The organism is Nocardia sp. BMG51109 (assembly GCF_000526215.1).
In the GTDB taxonomy this organism is placed as follows: Bacteria; Actinomycetota; Actinomycetes; order Mycobacteriales; family Mycobacteriaceae; genus Nocardia.
The window spans coordinates 6,381,780-6,399,315 of sequence record NZ_JAFQ01000004.1; the positions used below are offsets into that span (position 1 = coordinate 6,381,780).

Below are 17,536 nucleotides of genomic sequence, written 5' to 3' on the forward strand. Positions count from 1 at the left end.
AGGTGGCACCTAGGTCGCTGACTGGCGAACTCACGGCATTCGCCGGCGAACTCACCTTCACTCTCGATCCGTTCCAGCGGCAGGCGTGCGAGGCCCTCGAGGGCGGGCACAGTGTCCTGGTGTGCGCACCCACCGGCGCCGGCAAGACCGTGGTCGGCGAGTTCGCGGTGCATCTGGCCCTGGCGGCGGGCGGCAAGTGCTTCTACACCACGCCGATCAAGGCGCTGTCGAATCAGAAGTACGCGGATCTGGTCGAACGCTACGGCCGCGCGTCGGTGGGTTTGCTGACCGGCGACCAGTCGGTGAATCCGGGCGCCTCGGTCGTGGTGATGACCACCGAGGTGCTGCGCAACATGCTGTACGCGAGTTCGGATGCCCTCCAGGGACTTTCGTACGTCGTGATGGACGAGGTGCACTACCTGGCCGACCGCTTCCGCGGCGCGGTGTGGGAGGAGGTCATCCTGCACCTGCCGCCCGACGTGCGGCTGGTCAGCCTGTCGGCGACGGTGAGCAACGCCGAGGAGTTCGGCGCCTGGATGGAGACGGTGCGCGGCGACACCGCGGTGATCGTCGACGAGACCAGGCCGGTTCCGCTGTGGCAGCACGTGCTGGTGGGCCGGCGGATGTTCGATCTGTTCGATCAGAAGTCCAGCGAGCGGAAGGTGGTGGTGGACGAGGATCTGGTCCGCTACATCAAGCACCGCGAGGAAGCCGACCGGATGAACGGCTCGAACGGTGGCCCGCGCGGCCGGGGCGGTCCGCGGCGCTACTACCGCCCGCTGCCGCGCCCGGAGATGCTGGCCGTGCTCGACCGGGAGGGGCTGCTTCCGGCGATCACGTTCATCTTCAGCCGCGCCGGGTGCGACGGGGCGCTGGCGCAGTGCGTGCGGTCGCGCCTGGATCTGAGCCGCGACGGCGACCACGAGGTGATCGACGAGATCATCGACAAGCACACCGGCGATCTGCCGCGCACGGATCTGGAGGTGCTGGGCTTCTGGGAGTGGCGCGAGGCGCTGCACCGCGGGCTGGCCGCGCACCATGCGGGCATGCTGCCCGCCTTCCGGCACACCGTCGAGGACCTGTTCGTGCGCGGAATGGTGCGGTCGGTCTTCGCCACCGAGACGCTGGCCCTGGGCATCAACATGCCCGCGCGCACGGTGGTGCTGGAGCGGCTGGTGAAGTTCAACGGCGAGACCCACGCCGAACTGACCCCCGGCGAGTACACCCAGCTGACCGGCCGGGCGGGGCGGCGCGGAATCGACGTCGAGGGGCATGCGGTGGTGGTCTGGCATCCCGACGTCGACACCAGCGCGGTCGCGGGGCTCGCCTCCACCCGGACCTATCCGCTGCGCAGCTCGTTCCGGCCGGGCTACAACATGTCGATCAACCTGATCGACCGGACGGGCGCACAGGCGTCGCGGGCGCTGCTGGAGCGCTCGTTCGCGCAGTTCCAGGCCGATCGGTCGGTGGTGGGTCTGGTCCGCGGCATCGAGCGCAACGAGGGGCAACTACGCAAGCTGCGCTCGCAGATCGGGGACGAGGGCTTCCTCGAATATCTGTCGCTGCGGGAGCGGGTGAAGCAGCGCGAGCGCGATCTGGAACGGCAGGGGCGGGCCGATCGGAGGGGCGCCGCGGTCGCGTCGCTGACCGCGCTGCGCCGGGGTGATGTGGTGGCCATTCCGTCCGGCCGCCGCCAGGGCCTGGCCGTCATCCTGGAACCCGATGCCTCGCCCGGCGATCCGCGTCCGCTGGTGCTGACCGAGGACAAGTGGGCGGGCCGGGTCTCGGCGGCCGACTTCCCGACCCCGGCGCAGCCGCTGGGGCGGATGCGGCTGCCGCGCCACGTCGACCATCGCACCGCGCGCACCCGCCGCGATCTGGCCTCGGCGTTGCGCAGCACCGGTATCAGCGCGCCGGGCCGGCAGCGCCGCGGTTCCCGTTCCAAGGCGGCCGACGACCGGGAACTGCAGAATCTGCGGCGGGCGCTGCGCTCGCATCCGGCCCACACCCGGCCCGACCGGGAACAGCTGGCGCGCACCGGCGAACGCTACAACCGGCTGGAGCGCGAGACGGAATCCATGCGGCACAAGGTCGCGGCCACCACGAATTCGCTGGCCCGCACCTTCGACCGGATCGTCGGGCTGCTGGAGGAGCGCGGATACGTCGACGGCGGCGAGGTGACCGCCGAGGGCCGGCGTCTCGCGCGCATCTACACCGAGGCCGATCTCGTTGTCGCCGAGAGCCTTCGGCTGGGTCTGTGGCGGGGGCTCGGCGCCGCCGAGCTGGCGGCGGTCGTGTCGACCCTGGTGTACGAGTCCCGGCAGGACACGGGCGGCTATCTCGGCGCGGCCGGGCCCACGGCGCCGATCCGGCGGGCCATCGGGGCGACGGTCGGTGTGTGGAGCGAGCTGCGCACCGACGAGGCACGGCACAAGCTGGTGCCGACCCGCGAACCCGACCTCGGATTCGTTACCGGGGTGTACAAGTGGGCCCGCGGCGACGGGCTGGCGGAATCCCTCCTCGCCAGTGGTGAGCAGGGGGATCCACTGTCGGCGGGCGATTTCGTGCGCTGGTGCCGGCAGGTGATCGACCTGCTCGACCAGATCCATCAGACCGCCGACGACGCGGAGGTCGCCGGCACGGCGGCGAAGGCGGTGAAGGCGATCCGCCGGGGCGTGGTCGCCGTGGATGCCGCGTAGGCCGGAGTATGCGATCCGCCGGTGATGAGGGAGGATCGGCGGACACCTGCGTGAACGACGGCAATCCGGACGGGGCGCGAGCGACTGTGATTGGATGCTTGCAGTACCGACCGTGGTGAGTGCCCTTCTTCTCACGCGGGGGGCAAGTGTGTGTACGACGAGTGCGAGTGGAGGCAGGCAGATGAGCGGCCCGTATGGACCGAGCGACACCCCTGGTCCAGGGGAGGGACGCCCGAACGATCCGACCCAGCAGTGGGGCGGTCAGCCACCGGAGCCGGCCGGTCCCACTCAGCAGTGGGGCGGTCAGCCGCCCGAATCGGCGGGGCCCACTCAGCAGTGGGGCGGCCAGCAGCCCGGTGGTGCCGCACAGCCCACGCAGCAGTGGGGTGGCCAGCAGGGCGGCGGCCAGCAGTGGGGCCAGCCGCCGCAGGGCGGTCAGCAGTGGGGGCAGCCGCAGCAGCCGCAATGGGGCCAGCAGAGCCAGCCGTCGTGGCCGCAGCAGCCGCCGCAGCAGGCCTGGGAGCCTACTCAGCAGCAGTGGAACCAGCCGCCGCAGCCGGGCCAGCCGCAGCCCGGTCAGCAGTGGGGGCAGCCGCAGCCGGGGCAGCAGTGGGGGCAGCCGCAGCAGCCCGGTCAGCAGCAGTGGGGCCAGCAGCCGCTGCAGACCACCGGCGGCGGGAAATCCAAGAAGGGCCTGTTCATCGGCGGTGCCGTGCTGGTGGTCGTGATCGTGGTGGGCGCCGTGCTGGGTTTCGTGTTCCTGTCCAGCGACAAGCTCGACAACAAGGCCGTGCAGGATGGCGTGCAGAAGGTGCTGAAGGATTCCTACGGCATCGATGACGTGCAGAACGTGAGCTGCGCGGGCGACCACAAGGTGGAGGTCGGCAACGCCTTCGATTGCGATCTGAACGTCGGCGGCGAGAAGAAGAAGGTGACGGTCAAGGTCACGAAGGACGACGGCACCTACGAGGTAGGCCGCCCGAACTGAGCGCCGGCCCGCGGGTGCGGGGTGCGCTGCCGTATCCGGATCCGCCGCTGTCCGATGGCGTGGTGCTGCTGCGTCCCTGGCGCGAGTCGGATCTGGGACAGCGGTTCGCGGGTTTCTCGGATCCGCTGTGCCTGCGATTCTCCTGGCCCCTCGTCAGGCCGCTGACGGAGGCGGATGTGGTTGCCCGGTTCGCCGCGGAGGAATTCGCGCGCGAAGGCGGCCACGAACTGTCGCTGGCGGTGGCGGACGCCGGGGACCCCGACCGGGTGTGGGGCGGAACCTCGGTGTACGACACGGGTTTCGACGAGGGCCGCGCGGGGATCGGTTACTGGCTGACGGCGGCGGCGCGTGGCCGTGGTGTGGCAAGCCGCACGGTCCGGCTGCTGGCGGGATGGTCGTTCGCTCGGTTGTCGGTGCAGCGGCTGGAGCTGACCTGTGCGCCGGACAATACGGCGTCCCAGCGCGTCGCCGAGCGGTGCGGATTCGTCCGGGAAGGTGTACTGCGCGCGCACCTGCCCTTCCGGGGTAGGCGCCGAGATTCGGTGCTGTACAGCCTGCTACCGGGCGATCCAGTCTGACGCGGGCTGCCCGCGTGTTGTTTCGACGGGGGTGCGCGAAGGGGCTCGGCGAGACATGTCGACGTGGTGACAGAGCGAATCCTGTGCTCGCGCTTGCCCTCTCGATTTCCGGCGCGGCGCGCTGCCGGTGCGCACGCGACGGTCCGGCTGCCGGCGGGATGGTGGGCGGCCGATGGCGGGGCGCCGTCGGTGCTGCGAGCGGGTGCTCCTCTGCGAACCGGCGCCCTCATATGGGTCTCACGCCCCCTGGGGGCGCTCGGCGGGTTCGGTGTTGCGGGACGTGGCGAGCGGGTGCTCCTCTGAGGTCGGCGCCGTCATGTCGGTCTGATACCCCAGGGCAGTCGGCGGGGCTGCCGTGTCGCGGGAAGCGGCGCGCGTGATGGTGGGCACCACGTTCGTAACCTGCCTGAGGAGGGGCCGACGGGGCTCACCGGCCTTGGGATCACCGGTGGTCACACGGGCCGACAGGGCTCGTGCGATGTTCGGTGGTCAGGTGCGGGCGGATCCCAGGGCGGAAATCAGGCGCTTGACGGGGCTTTCGGCGTTGTAGGCGGCGGCGAGAGCGTGCAGGCCGTCCGGGTCGGCCGGGACCGCGGGGAGCAGGTCGGGGCGGGACAGGTGGACGTCGGCGTCGCGGACGACCCGGACGACCGGGGCGGCGGCCTTCAGGTAGTCGTCGGCGGCGCGGAGCTTGGCCCGAACGCCCTGGGCCAGATCGGAATTCGGGTCGTGCACGGCGGCGACGAGGGCTTCCAGGCTGCCGAAGCGGGAGATCAGGGTCGCGGCGGACTTGTCGCCGATGCCCGCGACACCGGGCAGGCCGTCGGAGGCGTCGCCGCGCAGCGTGGCCATGTCGGCATAGGCGGCGCCCGCGTTTTGTTGCGGCACACCGTATTTGGCCGACACCTCGGCCGGGCCGAACAACTCGGCCTTGGCGAGGCCGCGGCCCACGTAGAAGACCCGCACCGGCGGTGCCGGCTCGTCGCGGACCAGTTGCAGCAGATCGCGATCGCCGCTCACGACGATCGTTTCGTGCGTGCTCTCCCGCGTGGCGAGGGTGCCGAGGACGTCGTCGGCCTCCAGGCCCTCGGCGCCCGCGGTCGCGATGCCCGCCGCCGCCAGCAGCGACAAGATCATGTCCACCTGGGGAGTCAGCGTGTCGGGGACCTCCTCGGTGTCCGGTTCGCCGGCCGCACCGGCGGGGCCCGATCCCGCCGCGCCCGCATCGGCCAGGCGATGGGCCTTGTAGGACGGCACCAGCTGCACACGGAACCGCGGCCGCCAATCCAGATCGAGGCAGACCACCAGCCGCTCCGGGGCGTGCCGGGTGATCAGCGACGAGACCATGTCGGTGAACCCGCGCAGCGCGTTGACCGGTTGCCCGTCGGGCGCGGTGATCTTCTCGGGGATGGCATGGAAGGCCCGGAACCACAGGCTGGCCCCGTCGAGCAGCAGCAGGGGACCGGCGGCAGGTGAGCTCATGACCGAGACGCTAGCCGATCCGCCCGACAGATCCGCCGCGATGCCGCCGGAGTGCCGCCCCGGCGGCGGGACGCCGTCGGGGCGCTGCCGTACGGTACGGCCCCCGACCGGTGCCGTACGGTACGGCCCCCGACCGGTGCCGCACGGTACGGCCCCCGACCGGTGCCGCACGGTGACTGCCTCTGGAACGGTGCCGCACGGCACGGCCGCCGGAACAGTGGCGCACGGCATCATGGCCCCGGGTAACGTCGGAACCATGAACGCGCACTCGGAGGAACGGTTCACGGCGGAGGTCTACGGCAAGCGGCTGGAGCGTGCGGCGGAACTGACCCGGGCGGCCAAGCTGGACGCCCTGCTGATCACGCCGGGGCCCGATCTGCGGTATCTGATCGGCTCCGGGGCGCAATCGTTCGAGCGATTGACCTGCCTGGTGATCCCGGCCAGCGGCGAGACCGCGTCGGTGGTGATCCCGAAACTGGAGCTGGCCTCGCTGTCCGGTTCGGCGGCGGGCGAACTGGGCCTGCAGGTGCTCGACTGGACCGACGGCGTGAACCCGTACCGGGTCGTGAAGTCGGCGCTGAACGCCGGAGCCCGGGTGGCGGTGGACGACGCCATGCCCGCGCTGCACCTGCTGCCGATCGCCGACACGCTCAACGCGCTGCCGGTCTCGGCCACCCCGGTGCTACGGCAACTGCGAATGATCAAGGACGCCAGCGAGATCGAGGCGCTGCGCCGCGCCGGCGCCGCGATCGACCGCGTGCACGCGCGGGTGGGCGAGTGGCTGCGTCCGGGCCGGACGGAGGCCGATGTCGCCGCCGATATCGAAGCGGCGATCGTCGAGGAGGGGCACACGGACGCCGCGTTCGTCATCGTGGGCAGCGGCCCGAACGGCGCCTCTCCGCACCACGAGAAATCGGAGCGCCGCCTCGAGACCGGTGACGTGGTGGTCGTCGACATCGGCGGCCCGGTGGAGCCGGGGTACTACTCCGACTCGACCCGCACCTATGTGCTGGGCGAGCCGGATCCGGAGATCGCCTCCCGCTACGCCGAACTCGAGCGGGCCCAGGCGGCCGCCGTGGCCGCCGTGCGTCCGGGCGCGACGGCGGAATCCGTCGATGCCGCCGCGCGAGAGCCATTGAGCCGGGCCGGTTTCGGCGACAACTTCATCCACCGCACGGGTCACGGGATCGGCCTGTCGGTGCACGAGGAGCCGTACATCATGACGGGCAGCGATCTGGTGCTGGAGCCGGGCATGGCGTTCAGCATCGAACCCGGCCTCTACTTCGGCGGCGAGTGGGGAGCCAGGATCGAAGACATCGTCGTCGTCACCGAGGACGGCTGCGAATCCATGAACCACCGCCCGCACGGCCTCGCGGTGGTGTGATCGCGGACCGGCCGGTGCCCTCGCCACCGGGGGAGCAGTGGTCGGCGGAAAGAGGTATCCGCCTCGACAGGCGACTGCCGGGTAACCGCGGCGAGTCCGTGCGCCCGCCCGGAGCTGCCAGGTGTCCGCCGGCCGGGCTGCCGGAACGGGCGGGACACCGGTGTGATGAGCGGCCGGGCGATATGCTTCGGCGGCGTGCAGCGGCCGTAGCGATGACCGCGATTCACGAACCGGTTTCGCTTCGTGATTCGACGGCGGTGCCCCATGCTCTCGATCTCGGGCGGACCGGCGTCGGACTCGTGATTTGCGTCAAGGCCGATCCCGCCGTGCTGCGGGTCCCGTCGGCACGGGTCGAATGCGCCGATGGGCGACTGTGGAGTCGCACTGGAGTGCGCCCGTGCGAGCGTGGTGTGGTGACGATTTGTGTGCGACGCCGGACGGGGCCTCCGAGGAGTGTCGGCGCCGACCGACCGGGTGTCTGGTTGGATCCAGCTGGGGCCTTCCGACGGGAGGATGGCCACACGCACGGCTGTCGGGTCGGCCGGCCTGCCGGATAGCGCGGCAACGACGCGATGCGCCGGTCAGTCGCGCAGCCTGCTGCTGGTGAGGGCGCGGGCTACGTGGATCGCGATGACGACGCGGCGGGGGTTCTCGCGCGGGGTGCGGTAGCGGGCGGCGTAGCGGGCCTCGGCGTCGGCGACGTCGGCCGGATCGGTGCGGACCTCGGCGGGGCCCTCCAGGGTGAGCCAGCGCGCACCGTCCACCTGGCTGACGGCCGCGTAGCCGCGGCGGCCCGCGTTGCGGGCCTTGACGGTGTCGCCGGAGGTGATGATGCGGGCGATCCCGGCGTCGGGATCCCAGGTGAAACCGACCGCGACCACGTGGGGCGTGCCGTTCGCGCGCAACGTGGTGAGTGTGGCCAGGTGCCGCTCGGCCACGAACTCCAGCGCGGCGGGGGACAGTTCGATCCGAGTGTCGGCGCTCGTCATGACCGCGACGGTAGCAAGCGGCGTCGCCGGTCGCGGCGGGCGGTTTGGCAGACTGTGCGCCATGGGTGTGCGCGGACGCGACGTCGACGAGGGTGCGATTCTCCTGCTGGGCGGGCGCAGCGAGATGGGGGTGGAGATCGCCGAGCGGCTGGCCGCCGGGCGCACGGTGATCCTGGCCGCGCGGCGCGGCGGCGATCTGTCCGCGTCCCGGGCCCGGCTGGAACGGGCGGGCGCGGCCGCGGTGCACTCCGCCGAGTTCGACGCCGACGACCTGCCGAGCCACGGCCCGCTGCTGGAGAAGATCGCCGCCGAGCACGGCCGCATCGGTGTCGCCGTGGTGGCCTTCGGCATCCTCGGTGACCAGGCCGCGGCGGAGCGCGACCCGGCCGCCGCGATCGCGGTGGTGCAGACCGACTACGTGGCGCAGGTCAGTGTGCTCACCACGCTGGCGAATCTGCTGCGGGCGCAGGGCAGCGGGCAGCTGGTGGTGTTCAGTTCGGTGGCCGGGATCCGGGTGCGACGGGCCAACTACGTGTACGGGTCGGCGAAGGCCGGCCTGGACGGTTTCGCGAGCGGACTGTCGGATGCGTTGCACGGCAGCGGCGTTCACCTGCTGCTGGTCCGTTCGGGGTTCGTCGTCGGCGCGATGACGGCGGGCATGAAGCCGGCACCGTTCCCCGCCACGCCGCCGCGGGTGGCCGAGGCCGTCGTGGCCGGCCTGCGCCGCCGCTCGGATCGCCTCTGGGTACCGGGTGTGCTGCGCGCCCTGTACTTCGTCGCCCGCTTCGTGCCGCAGGCGATCTGGCGCCGGTTGCCCCGATGAGTTCCGCGGCACGGCCGGACGGCCTTCCGATGGCCGAGGAGCGGACCGAGGACGAGGGTACCGGTGCGGTCCGGCGGAGTGGGTCGATGAGCGCGGGCCCGCAGCCGGGTCGGCCGGCCGACCGGCCGATCGCGGTGGTCGGGATCGGGGCCGACGGGTGGGGTGGTCTGGGCGAGACGAGCAGGAACGCGATCGCGGACGCGGAGGTCGTCTTCGGCTCGGCGCGGCAGCTGGGGCTGGTGCCGGCGGAGGTGACCGGTCCGCGGCGGGTGGGCTGGCCCACGCCGCTGCTGCCGGCCCTGCCGGAACTGCTGGGGGCACACCGTGATTCGCGGCTGTGCGTGCTGGCCAGCGGCGATCCGATGTACTACGGGATCGGTGTGACCCTGGCGAAACTGCTGGGGCCGCAGGCGCTTCGGGTGCTGCCGCAGCCCTCCTCGGTCTCGCTGGCGTGCGCGCGGCTGGGCTGGGGGCTGGCCGATACCCCGGTGGTCAGCCTGGTGGGCCGGCCGCCGGAGACGGTTCTTCCGGAACTGGCGGACCGGCGGCGGATCCTGGTGCTGTCGGCCGACGAGGGCACCCCGGCGCGGCTGGCGGAGCTCTTGGCGCGCAACGGGTTCGGCGGATCCGGCCTGACCGTTCTGGAACAGCTCGGCGGCCCCGGTGAGCGAATGTATGGCGGGGTCGCCGGGACCTGGTCGGCACCGCCCGGCGACCCGCTCAACATCGTCGCCGTCGACGGTGCCGCCGATCCGGAGTCCGTGCGGCTGACCCGGATCCCGGGCCTGCCCGACACGGCATACGGCGGCGACGGTCAGCTGACGAAGGCGGAGGTGCGCGCGCTGGCGCTGTCGGCCCTGGCCCCCGCGCCCGGTGAACTGCTGTGGGACGTCGGCGGCGGTTCGGGGACGATCGCCATCGAGTGGTGCCGCACGCATCCGTCGTGTCGCGCGGTCGTTTTCGAGCGGTCCGAGGCCCGGCGCCGCCAGATCGCCGAGAACGCGGCGGCTTTGGGAGTACCCGGCATCGACGTGCGTGGCGAGGTCCTCACCGCGCTGCGCGCCGCCGAATCCCGGGCCGGCGAATCCTCGGCTCCCGACGCGATCTTTCTCGGCGGCGGGCTGACCCAGCCCGGGGTGTTCGAAACCTGTTGGGCGCGGCTGCGATCCGGCGGGCGGCTGGTCGCGGACGCGGTCACCGCGGAATCCGAGGCGATGCTGCTGGGCTGGGCAGCGGCACACGGCGGCGCGTTGCGCAGGATCCAGATCCACCGCGCGGAGCCGCTGGGCGGCTTCACTACCTGGCGTCCGCATCTGCCGGTGGCGCAGTGGTCGGTCACGAAGTAGGCGGGTGCCCGGCGCAATTCCGGTCCTGCGGATGAACGGTCAACCGATCTCCGGGTATGGTCTGTCCGGTATGCCGAATTGTTATCGGCGTGACATTGTCCTGACCGGGGAGATAGATGAAATACAAGAAGTTCGCCGCCACCTCGCTGCTCGCCATCGCGGCCACCGGGGTCGCGGCCGGAACCAGCTACGCGCAGCCCGCCGCTCCGGCGGAGCCGGGCCAGGTGCAGCAGGCCGCGCCGTCGGTGCACGGCGAGGACCGGGGCATCGCCTACACCACGCAGATCGACGCCGCGGGCAAGTCGGTGGTGACCACGGTGACCGGCGGCGCGTTCAGCCTCGACACGGCCGCGCAGTCGGTCAGTCTGCGCAACGACGCCGGCGACGTCGTCATGCAGTATCCGCTGGCGGTCGTGTCGGGCGGCCAGCGCGGTGAGGTGGCCGCGTCGGTCGCCGCCGACGGCCGCACCCTGACGATGACGCCGCAGGGCGGTGTCGTGGCCCAGGTGCAGAACATCTCCGCGCAGGAGTGGTTCTTCGCCGAACTGCAGCGGTCCTCGCTGGGCGCGGGCGTCGGCGCCGCGATCGGCGCCCTGGTCGGCTTCTTCTTCCTGGGAGTCGGCCTGATCCCGGGTGCGCTGATCGGTGCGGTCATCGGCCTGCTGGTGGCGGGTGGCCCGTCGCTGCTGGCCGCGGGCCAGGCCTACTTCAGCGGGCAACCCTGAAAATTCTGATTCTCGGCGGCACCGGGGAAGCCCGGGAACTGGCCGAGATCGTCGCCGGCGAGCGGGGAGTCGAGATCGTCTCCTCGCTCGCCGGACGCGTACGCGCACCCGTGCTGCCGGCCGGTGCGGTGCGTGTGGGGGGCTTCGGGGGAGTCGAGGGTCTGCGGGACTGGTTGTCGGACAACGATATCGACGCCGTGGTGGACGCGACCCATCCGTTCGCGGGCGTCATGTCCGCCCACGCGGCGGCGGCCGGGACGAGCCTCGGAATTCCGGTGCTGCATCTGCGGCGGCCGGGCTGGCGAGAAGGCCCGGGCGACCGCTGGATTCGCGTGCCGGATACGGCGGCTGCCGCGCGAACCGTTGCCGGACTGGGCGATCGGGTGTTCCTCAGCATCGGGCGACAGGGCGTGAGCGCCTTCGCGCACCTGGATCGGCAGTGGTTTCTGATTCGCGCCATCGACCCGCCGACCGGCGGTCTGCCGCCGGCGCACGAGATCGTGCTGGCCCGGGGGCCGTTCACGATCGCGGACGAGACGCGACTGCTGATCGATCGGCGCATCGAGACGCTGGTGACCAAGGACAGCGGGGGCGAGTCCACCGCGGCCAAACTCGCCGCCGCGCGGGCGCGCGCGCTACCGGTGGTGGTGATCGATCGCCCGCCACTGCCGCCGGGGGCGACGACCGTGGACACCGCCGGGGCGGCCCGGGAGTGGTTGCGCCGCCGGATATGACCCGGTGTTCAGGCGCGATCGGGGACCGGCAGGCCGAGCAGTTCGGGCAGCCGATCGAACCATTCCAGGACGGCACGCTCGTACCGGATTCCGAAATCCAGGGTGGCCCCGTCGTAGCGTGACTTCTCCCCGCCGCATTCGTCCAGGTAGCCGGCCAGCCGCTGCTCGTGGATCTCCCGGTTGGCCGCGATGATCCGGCGCAGGCGCGCCGGCTCGACGAACTGCCCGAACGACAGCGTGAGCAGCAGCGGTACCCGGATGGTCTCGGGCCCGGGATCGCGGGCGATCCACTCCGCGAACGCCTCTCGCCCGGCGTCGGTGAGATGATACGGCGTGCGGTCCCGCGCCCCTGGTTCGCCCCGGTCGAGCAGGCCGGCCCGGTTCATCGCCGACAGTTCCCGATAGACCTGGCTCTGCGTGACCGTCCAGAAATCCCCGATCCGGTCGTCGGCGACGTTCACCAGATCCCATCCGGACATCGGACCCTCGTGCAGAAACCCCAGCAGCGACGCCGCCGTCGAGTTGAGTTCGCGTTTCGACGAGTCCTCGGCCACACCGGCCCCTTCCCACGACAACCCTCTACAGTGGAATATTAGTGGTGCGCGGGCCGGATCGCAGTACGTGCCGCGCACTGCGTGTGCGGGTACCCACTGCGCTCCCTTGATAGTCGCGGTATCCGCGGCGGCTCAGGGGACGGCGTAGCGGCGGGCGGTGTAGACCCGGGGGCCGGCCGGGGTGTCGAAGGTTTCGGTGGTGGAGGCGCCGACGATGAGCAGGGTGCGCATGTCGACCTCGGCGGGATCGAGGTCGGCGAGGGTGCCGACGCGCACCGATTCGCTGGGCCCGCCCACGTCGCGGCCGAGGATCACGGGGGTGTCGGGCTTGCGGTGCTCGAGCAGCAGGTCGCGCATGGCCGTCACCTGCCAGGTGCGCTGCGAGGAGGCCGGGTTGTACACGGCGACGGCCATATCGGCCGCGGCCACCGCCGACAGCCGCCGCGCCACCACCTCCCACGGCTTGAGCCGGTCCGACAGCGAGATCATCGCGAAGTCGTGGCCGAGCGGTGCACCCAGGCGGGCCGCGACCGCGCTCGCCGCCGTGACACCGGGCAGCACCCGGACCGGAACCTCGCGCCACCGCGGATCGGCGGATTCCTCGATCACCGCCGCCGCCATGGCGAAGACGCCGGGATCGCCCGAGGAGACGACCACCACCCGGCCGCCGCGCCGGGCGAGATCCAGCGCCATCGCGGCGCGTTCGGACTCGACGCGGTTGTCGCTGGCATGCCGCCGCTGTCCGGGCCGATGCGGCACCCGGTCGATATATGTCGCGTAGCCGACGAGATCGGTCGCCTCCGCCAGCGCGCGGCCGACCTCGGGCGTGGTCCAGTCCGCCGCACCGGGGCCCAGGCCGACGACGACGACCTCGCCGATCCCGGGAACATCCCGGGCCGCAACAGGTTCGGCGGCCGGTGCGGGAGCGTCGCCGGTGCGGGTGTGTCGATCTGTTCCGGCACCGTCCGAAATACCGTGTGCTGATGCCGGATCGGCGGCACCGGCTGTCGCCGCGTCCGGCACCGGCGCGGTCGTGGACGCGTCCGGTGGGAGCGCGGTCGCGGTGTGGGCGAGTGCGGGCGCCGCTGTTGCGGGCGCGGCCGACTTGTGCCCGGTGCGGGCGGGTGCGTTCGGGGTGAGCGGGATGTCGGTGGTCGGCGCGGGCCCCGGCACCACGGCGATCGCGAAGTACGGCACGCTCGCGTCGTCGACGTCGGCGGCGCGCAGGACGCGCTGGCGGCCGGTGCTGGCGCGTTCCACGTAGTACGCCTCGCCGAGCCGGCCGGAGTCCGACAGGGCCTGCCGCACACCGGGATACGTGCGGCCCAGCTTCATCACGACGGCGGCGTCGGCCGCGGTGAGCCGGCGGGACAGCTCGTCGGGCGGCAGGGTGCCGGGCAGCACCGTGAGCACCTGCTCGCCCTCGACCAGCGGGGTGCCCAGCGCGGCCGAGGCGGCGCTGACCGAGGTGATGCCCGGGACGATCTCGGCCTCGAACCGGTCGGCCAGGCGGCGGTGCATATGCATGTAGGAGCTGTAGAACAGCGGATCACCGGCGGCGAGCAGGGCCACCGTGCGGCCGGCGGCGAGGTGGGCGGCGAGCGTGGCGGCCGACCGCTCGTAGAACTCGTCGATGGCGCCCTGGTAGCCGCCCGGATGGTCGGTGGTCTCGGTGGTGACCGGATAGATCAGGTGCTCCTCGAGCTGTCCCGGCCGCATGTAGGGCGCCGCGATACCGCGCGAGATGCTGCGCCCGTGCCGGGCGCTGTGGAAGGCGATCACGTCGGCCTCGCCGATCAGGCGCGCGGCCTTGACCGTCACCAGTTCCGGGTCGCCGGGCCCCAACCCGATGCCCCACAGCTTGCCCGTCACTCCGTATCCCTTCCGCGATCGATACCGCTCACTACTGCGTGAGCGCTCATTTCACTACTGCGCGAGCGTGGTCAGCGGTGCGCCACCTACAGCGGCACCAGCGCCGCCCCGGGGCCACCGGGTCCTGCCCGCCCGCGATCAGTGGTGCCGGTGCCGGCGCGGTGAGTCGGACCGTATCCGACCACTGCGCCGACGCGGATTCGACCAGCGTGTGAACACTCATTCCCGTTCGCTCGCAATCGCGTTGAGCGCCGCGGCGGTGATGGCGCTGCCGCCGCGGCGGCCGTGCACGGTCAGGTATTCGACGCCGCCGTACTCGGCGAGCGCCTGCTTGGATTCGGCGGCGCCGACGAATCCGACCGGGACGCCGAGGACCGCGGCGGGCCGGGGCGCGTCGGCGTCGAGCATGTCGAGCAGGTGGAACAGCGCCGTGGGCGCGTTGCCGACCGCTACCACCGCGCCGTCGAGCCGGTCGCGCCACAGTTCCAGGGCGGCAGCCGAGCGCGTGGTGTTCATCCGCTGCGCGAGGCCGGGCACGCGGGGATCGGCGAGCAGGCAGAGCACCTCGTTGTCGGCGGGCAGGCGCTTGCGGGTCACTCCCGAGGCGACCATGGTGGCGTCGCACAGAATCGGGGCACCGGCGCGCAGCGCGGCGCGGGCCTTCGCGACGACGTCGGGGCTGTGGGCGAAGTCGGCGGCGAGGTCGACCTGCCCGCAGGCGTGGATCATCCGCACCACGACCTGCGCGACATCGGCGGGAAACCGGGTCAGGTCCGCCTCGGCCCGGATGGTCGCGAACGAGCGCCGGTAGATCTCGGCCCCGTCGGTGAGGTAGCCGGTGCGTGCGTCGGACATGGCGTCCACCCTAGCCGGGCCCGGTCGCGGCGATCCCGGGGTGCCGACCCCGAGTGCGGATGCCCCGTGCGGGCGGCCGCGGCGCGGGCGACGGCGCGTTCACTGTTCGGCGCGGCGCCGCCAGGTCGACATCTGTGCCTGCGGTCCCTCGCACGGCAGGCGACCTTCCGTGGTGACACGGGCAGCGCCGGGGTTTTACCGAGAGTCCGCCGGCGTGGTCGTCGAGGATCGAGCGGCGCCGTCCGGCGGGGTGACGCGGTAGCCGCCGGGCTCGGCCACGATGTCCGTCACGGCACCGCGCGGACGGCCGCAGCGACGGTCACAGCCGGACCAGTGCTGACGGCCCCGGGCTCCGGCATCCTCGGCCGCGAGGCCGGCGCCGGGCCGGGACGAGGCGCCGGGCAGGATCCTGCCGTCGGCGACCGCGGCGGCGACATCGGCGCGAATGTCGGTGTGCGACTTGGCACATCCGGGCTTTCCCGCGCAGGCGGTCACCAGCAGCCACGGGGAGTGCGCGTCGAAGATCAGGTTCTGCGGGGCCAGCACTCGGACCGCCTGGTCGGCGACGGATTCGTCGAGGTCGGCGATCACGAGGCTCCGCCACGGTGTCAGGAACACCGGACGGTCCACGGCGGCAACGAATTCCGCGGTCCGGGCCGGCAGACCGCCCAGCGGCACGCCCGCGCCGAGCGCCACCCGGTCGTCGGCCTGGGGGAACCAGCCGATCGGAATGTCGTGGCGCGCATCGAGTTCGAGAGGTTCGGCGGTGGCGGGCAGGCCGAGCCGCGCGGCCACCCGGGCGGGTCCGTCGTCGATCTCGTGTAACCGCCACCGGTCGCCGCGCAGGTCCTGGAAGGCGCGGGCGGCCGCGAGCAGTACGCCGGCAGCGTCTCGGCCCGGGATCCGGATGCCGGTGTCCTCGCCGCCGAGCAGCAGCGCGTACTCGTTGCGGGCCACCGCGTGGACGCCGATATCGCCGCCGAGGCCGCTGACGTCGCCGCGCCCGTCGTCGAGGGTGAACAGCACCCGTCCCGGGAGTTCGGCCAGCTCGGGGCGCGCCCGCAGCCCCTCGTCCAGGGCCGGAACCAGGGCGTGTACGTCGGACCGGCCGCCGACCCGGCCGGACAGCGGCGAGGCGACGATATTGCGCACCCGCTCGTGGGACGGCGCGGGCAGCAGCCCGGCGGCGTCGAGCCGCGCGGCGAGCGCCGGTGCGTCGCGCACCCGCCGCAGCTGCACGTTCCCGCGCGAGGTGAGTTCGATGTGGCCGTCGCCCAGGTCGCGGGCCGCCGCGGCGAGCGCTCGGAGCTGACCGGGCCGCAGTGCCCCGCCGGGCAGCCGGACGCGGGCCAGCGGGCCGTCCGCGGCGTCGTGCAGCCGCAGCACGCCGGGACAGGAATCGGGCACCGAACGAGTCATGGTCCGTCCAGCCTACGAGTCGCGCCGGAGTCGGCCGGAGCGGCCACTCGTCCAGCAGTCGCGCGGTGGTGCGGTGGTGCGGGAACGCTCGGACGCCGGGTGTCCCCAGTTCTCCTGCGAGTCCGCGACAAGGGGCCGGGGCACCGGATGGTGTGGGGTCGGTGGCGCCCCGGGCGCAGAGCGGGGAGCCGGGGAGCGGGCTCATCGCGGCGGATCTGCCGCGCTGGCCTCGCCACCGGCGAGCGGCTCCGAACGCGCCGCCGTGAGTGTTCGCGACGACGGATCAGCGGCGGTGGCGGGGGTTTGCCCGGATAGGCGCAGGCCGCCGCCCCCGGGAGGGCTCGGCGAACCAGCGGTCGCGGACCAGGCTGGGGATGGCGTGGTGATCGATGTGGTCGCGGTGCACGGTGGTGACGAAGAGCGTGAGACCGACGACCGCGGCGGCGGCACAGACACCGCCCGACAGCATGGCCCAGCCGCGGTGTCCGGATCCGGCGGCTGTGAGTGCCATGGGCAGCGTGGCGAAGACGACCAGCGCGCAGCAGTAGCTCGACCAGGCGACGAAGCGGTTGCGTCGCACCCAGCCCGGCTCGGGCATCGGGCTCAGCGCCCCTTCTCGTCGGCGTCGCGCGCCCGGCGCTTCCATACCGGTGTCGGAACGTAGCTGTCGTCCAGCAGATGCGGCCGTTCGTGGTGATCGGTGCGATCGCGCCGATTGGTCGACTCGAAGACCAGCAGGCCGAAGATCGCGACCGCGGCGCACACACCGGCGGAGATCAGCAGCAGATCGCTCCGATCTCCCGCGGCCGCGGCCAGCGCCATCGCCAGCAAGGCAACGGCAATCATCATGCAAACAATTCCCGACCAGGCGGCGAAGCGGTTCCGCCTGGCCCACCCTGGTGAGTTCGGCATATTCCGAGCGTACGCCGGGGTGACCGGGGCCGACACGGTCGAAGGGCAGGTCGTTGCGGGTTCGATGCATTCGGGTGACCCGGATGCCGACCGGGCCCGTCGGGGCGGCGGGCCCGACGCGATAGCATCCTGATGCTCGCCCAGTACGAGGAAACCGGTGCAAATCCGGTGCGGTC

General features: G+C 72.4%; 16 protein-coding genes. 8 read left to right on the forward strand and 8 right to left on the reverse strand.

Features of this window, described 5'->3' with window-relative positions:
- The first annotated feature begins 2 nt into the window (after positions 1 to 2).
- From D892_RS0130230 to D892_RS0130240, 3 genes are all read left to right on the forward strand, one after another.
- Entirely contained in the window at positions 3 to 2,699 is a 2,697-nt protein-coding gene (locus tag D892_RS0130230; RefSeq protein ID WP_024804827.1) for an RNA helicase, read from the forward strand.
- A gap of 181 nt (positions 2,700 to 2,880) precedes the next feature.
- The gene (locus tag D892_RS45730; protein WP_051499208.1) at positions 2,881 to 3,687 is read left to right on the forward strand and encodes a DUF4333 domain-containing protein; all 807 of its coding nucleotides are present in this window, start codon (positions 2,881 to 2,883) and stop codon (positions 3,685 to 3,687) included.
- Positions 3,688 to 3,701: 14 nt separating this feature from the next.
- Positions 3,702 to 4,265, forward strand: a complete 564-nt coding sequence (locus D892_RS0130240) for a GNAT family N-acetyltransferase (protein WP_024804829.1) — start codon at positions 3,702 to 3,704, stop codon at positions 4,263 to 4,265.
- A gap of 489 nt (positions 4,266 to 4,754) precedes the next feature.
- On the opposite strand, the gene D892_RS0130250 is transcribed toward D892_RS0130240, so the two are convergent.
- Positions 4,755 to 5,747, reverse strand: coding sequence for a 5'-3' exonuclease (locus D892_RS0130250; protein WP_024804831.1), 993 nt, complete (start codon positions 5,745 to 5,747; stop codon positions 4,755 to 4,757).
- 256 nt (positions 5,748 to 6,003) lie between these two features.
- Here D892_RS0130250 and D892_RS0130255 point away from each other — a divergent pair, with 256 nt between their 5' ends.
- Positions 6,004 to 7,131, forward strand: a complete 1,128-nt coding sequence (locus D892_RS0130255) for a Xaa-Pro peptidase family protein (RefSeq protein WP_024804832.1) — start codon at positions 6,004 to 6,006, stop codon at positions 7,129 to 7,131.
- A 581-nt stretch (positions 7,132 to 7,712) separates the two neighbouring features.
- Here D892_RS0130255 and D892_RS0130260 read toward each other — a convergent pair.
- On the reverse strand, positions 7,713 to 8,120 hold the full coding sequence (locus tag D892_RS0130260) for a PPOX class F420-dependent oxidoreductase (protein ID WP_024804833.1): 408 nt from the start codon (positions 8,118 to 8,120) through the stop codon (positions 7,713 to 7,715).
- 61 nt (positions 8,121 to 8,181) lie between these two features.
- Here D892_RS0130260 and D892_RS0130265 point away from each other — a divergent pair, with 61 nt between their 5' ends.
- From D892_RS0130265 to D892_RS0130280, 4 genes are all read left to right on the forward strand, one after another.
- On the forward strand, positions 8,182 to 8,943 hold the full coding sequence (locus D892_RS0130265) for an SDR family NAD(P)-dependent oxidoreductase (protein WP_024804834.1): 762 nt from the start codon (positions 8,182 to 8,184) through the stop codon (positions 8,941 to 8,943).
- An 86-nt stretch (positions 8,944 to 9,029) separates the two neighbouring features.
- Positions 9,030 to 10,289 carry a bifunctional cobalt-precorrin-7 (C(5))-methyltransferase/cobalt-precorrin-6B (C(15))-methyltransferase gene (locus D892_RS0130270; protein ID WP_024804835.1) on the forward strand — a complete coding sequence of 420 codons (1,260 nt, stop codon included), beginning with the start codon at positions 9,030 to 9,032 and terminating at the stop codon, positions 10,287 to 10,289.
- A gap of 116 nt (positions 10,290 to 10,405) precedes the next feature.
- Positions 10,406 to 11,014: a hypothetical protein gene (locus tag D892_RS0130275; protein ID WP_024804836.1), complete on the forward strand. Its 609-nt coding sequence runs from the start codon at positions 10,406 to 10,408 to the stop codon at positions 11,012 to 11,014.
- Entirely contained in the window at positions 11,011 to 11,748 is a 738-nt protein-coding gene (locus D892_RS0130280) for a cobalt-precorrin-6A reductase (RefSeq protein ID WP_036570304.1), read from the forward strand. The genes D892_RS0130275 and D892_RS0130280 overlap by 4 nt, the downstream gene beginning before the upstream one ends.
- Before the next feature lie 8 nt (positions 11,749 to 11,756).
- Here the strand turns inward: D892_RS0130280 and D892_RS0130285 are convergent, their stop codons facing one another.
- The 6 genes from D892_RS0130285 to D892_RS0130310 form a co-directional block, all read right to left on the reverse strand.
- On the reverse strand, positions 11,757 to 12,302 hold the full coding sequence (locus D892_RS0130285; RefSeq protein WP_024804838.1) for a PadR family transcriptional regulator: 546 nt from the start codon (positions 12,300 to 12,302) through the stop codon (positions 11,757 to 11,759).
- Between the two features lie 132 nt (positions 12,303 to 12,434).
- Entirely contained in the window at positions 12,435 to 14,174 is a 1,740-nt protein-coding gene (cobJ, locus tag D892_RS0130290; RefSeq protein WP_024804839.1) for a precorrin-3B C(17)-methyltransferase, read from the reverse strand.
- A gap of 219 nt (positions 14,175 to 14,393) precedes the next feature.
- The gene (locus tag D892_RS0130295) at positions 14,394 to 15,029 is read right to left on the reverse strand and encodes a precorrin-8X methylmutase (RefSeq protein ID WP_024804840.1); all 636 of its coding nucleotides are present in this window, start codon (positions 15,027 to 15,029) and stop codon (positions 14,394 to 14,396) included.
- Positions 15,030 to 15,224: 195 nt separating this feature from the next.
- Positions 15,225 to 16,448, reverse strand: a complete 1,224-nt coding sequence (gene cobG, locus D892_RS0130300) for a precorrin-3B synthase (protein ID WP_024804841.1) — start codon at positions 16,446 to 16,448, stop codon at positions 15,225 to 15,227.
- Positions 16,449 to 16,731: 283 nt separating this feature from the next.
- Positions 16,732 to 17,046 carry a hypothetical protein gene (locus tag D892_RS44085; RefSeq protein WP_051499209.1) on the reverse strand — a complete coding sequence of 105 codons (315 nt, stop codon included), beginning with the start codon at positions 17,044 to 17,046 and terminating at the stop codon, positions 16,732 to 16,734.
- Between the two features lie 5 nt (positions 17,047 to 17,051).
- Positions 17,052 to 17,297, reverse strand: a complete 246-nt coding sequence (locus tag D892_RS0130310) for a hypothetical protein (RefSeq protein ID WP_024804843.1) — start codon at positions 17,295 to 17,297, stop codon at positions 17,052 to 17,054.
- Between the last annotated feature and the right edge of the window lie 239 nt (positions 17,298 to 17,536).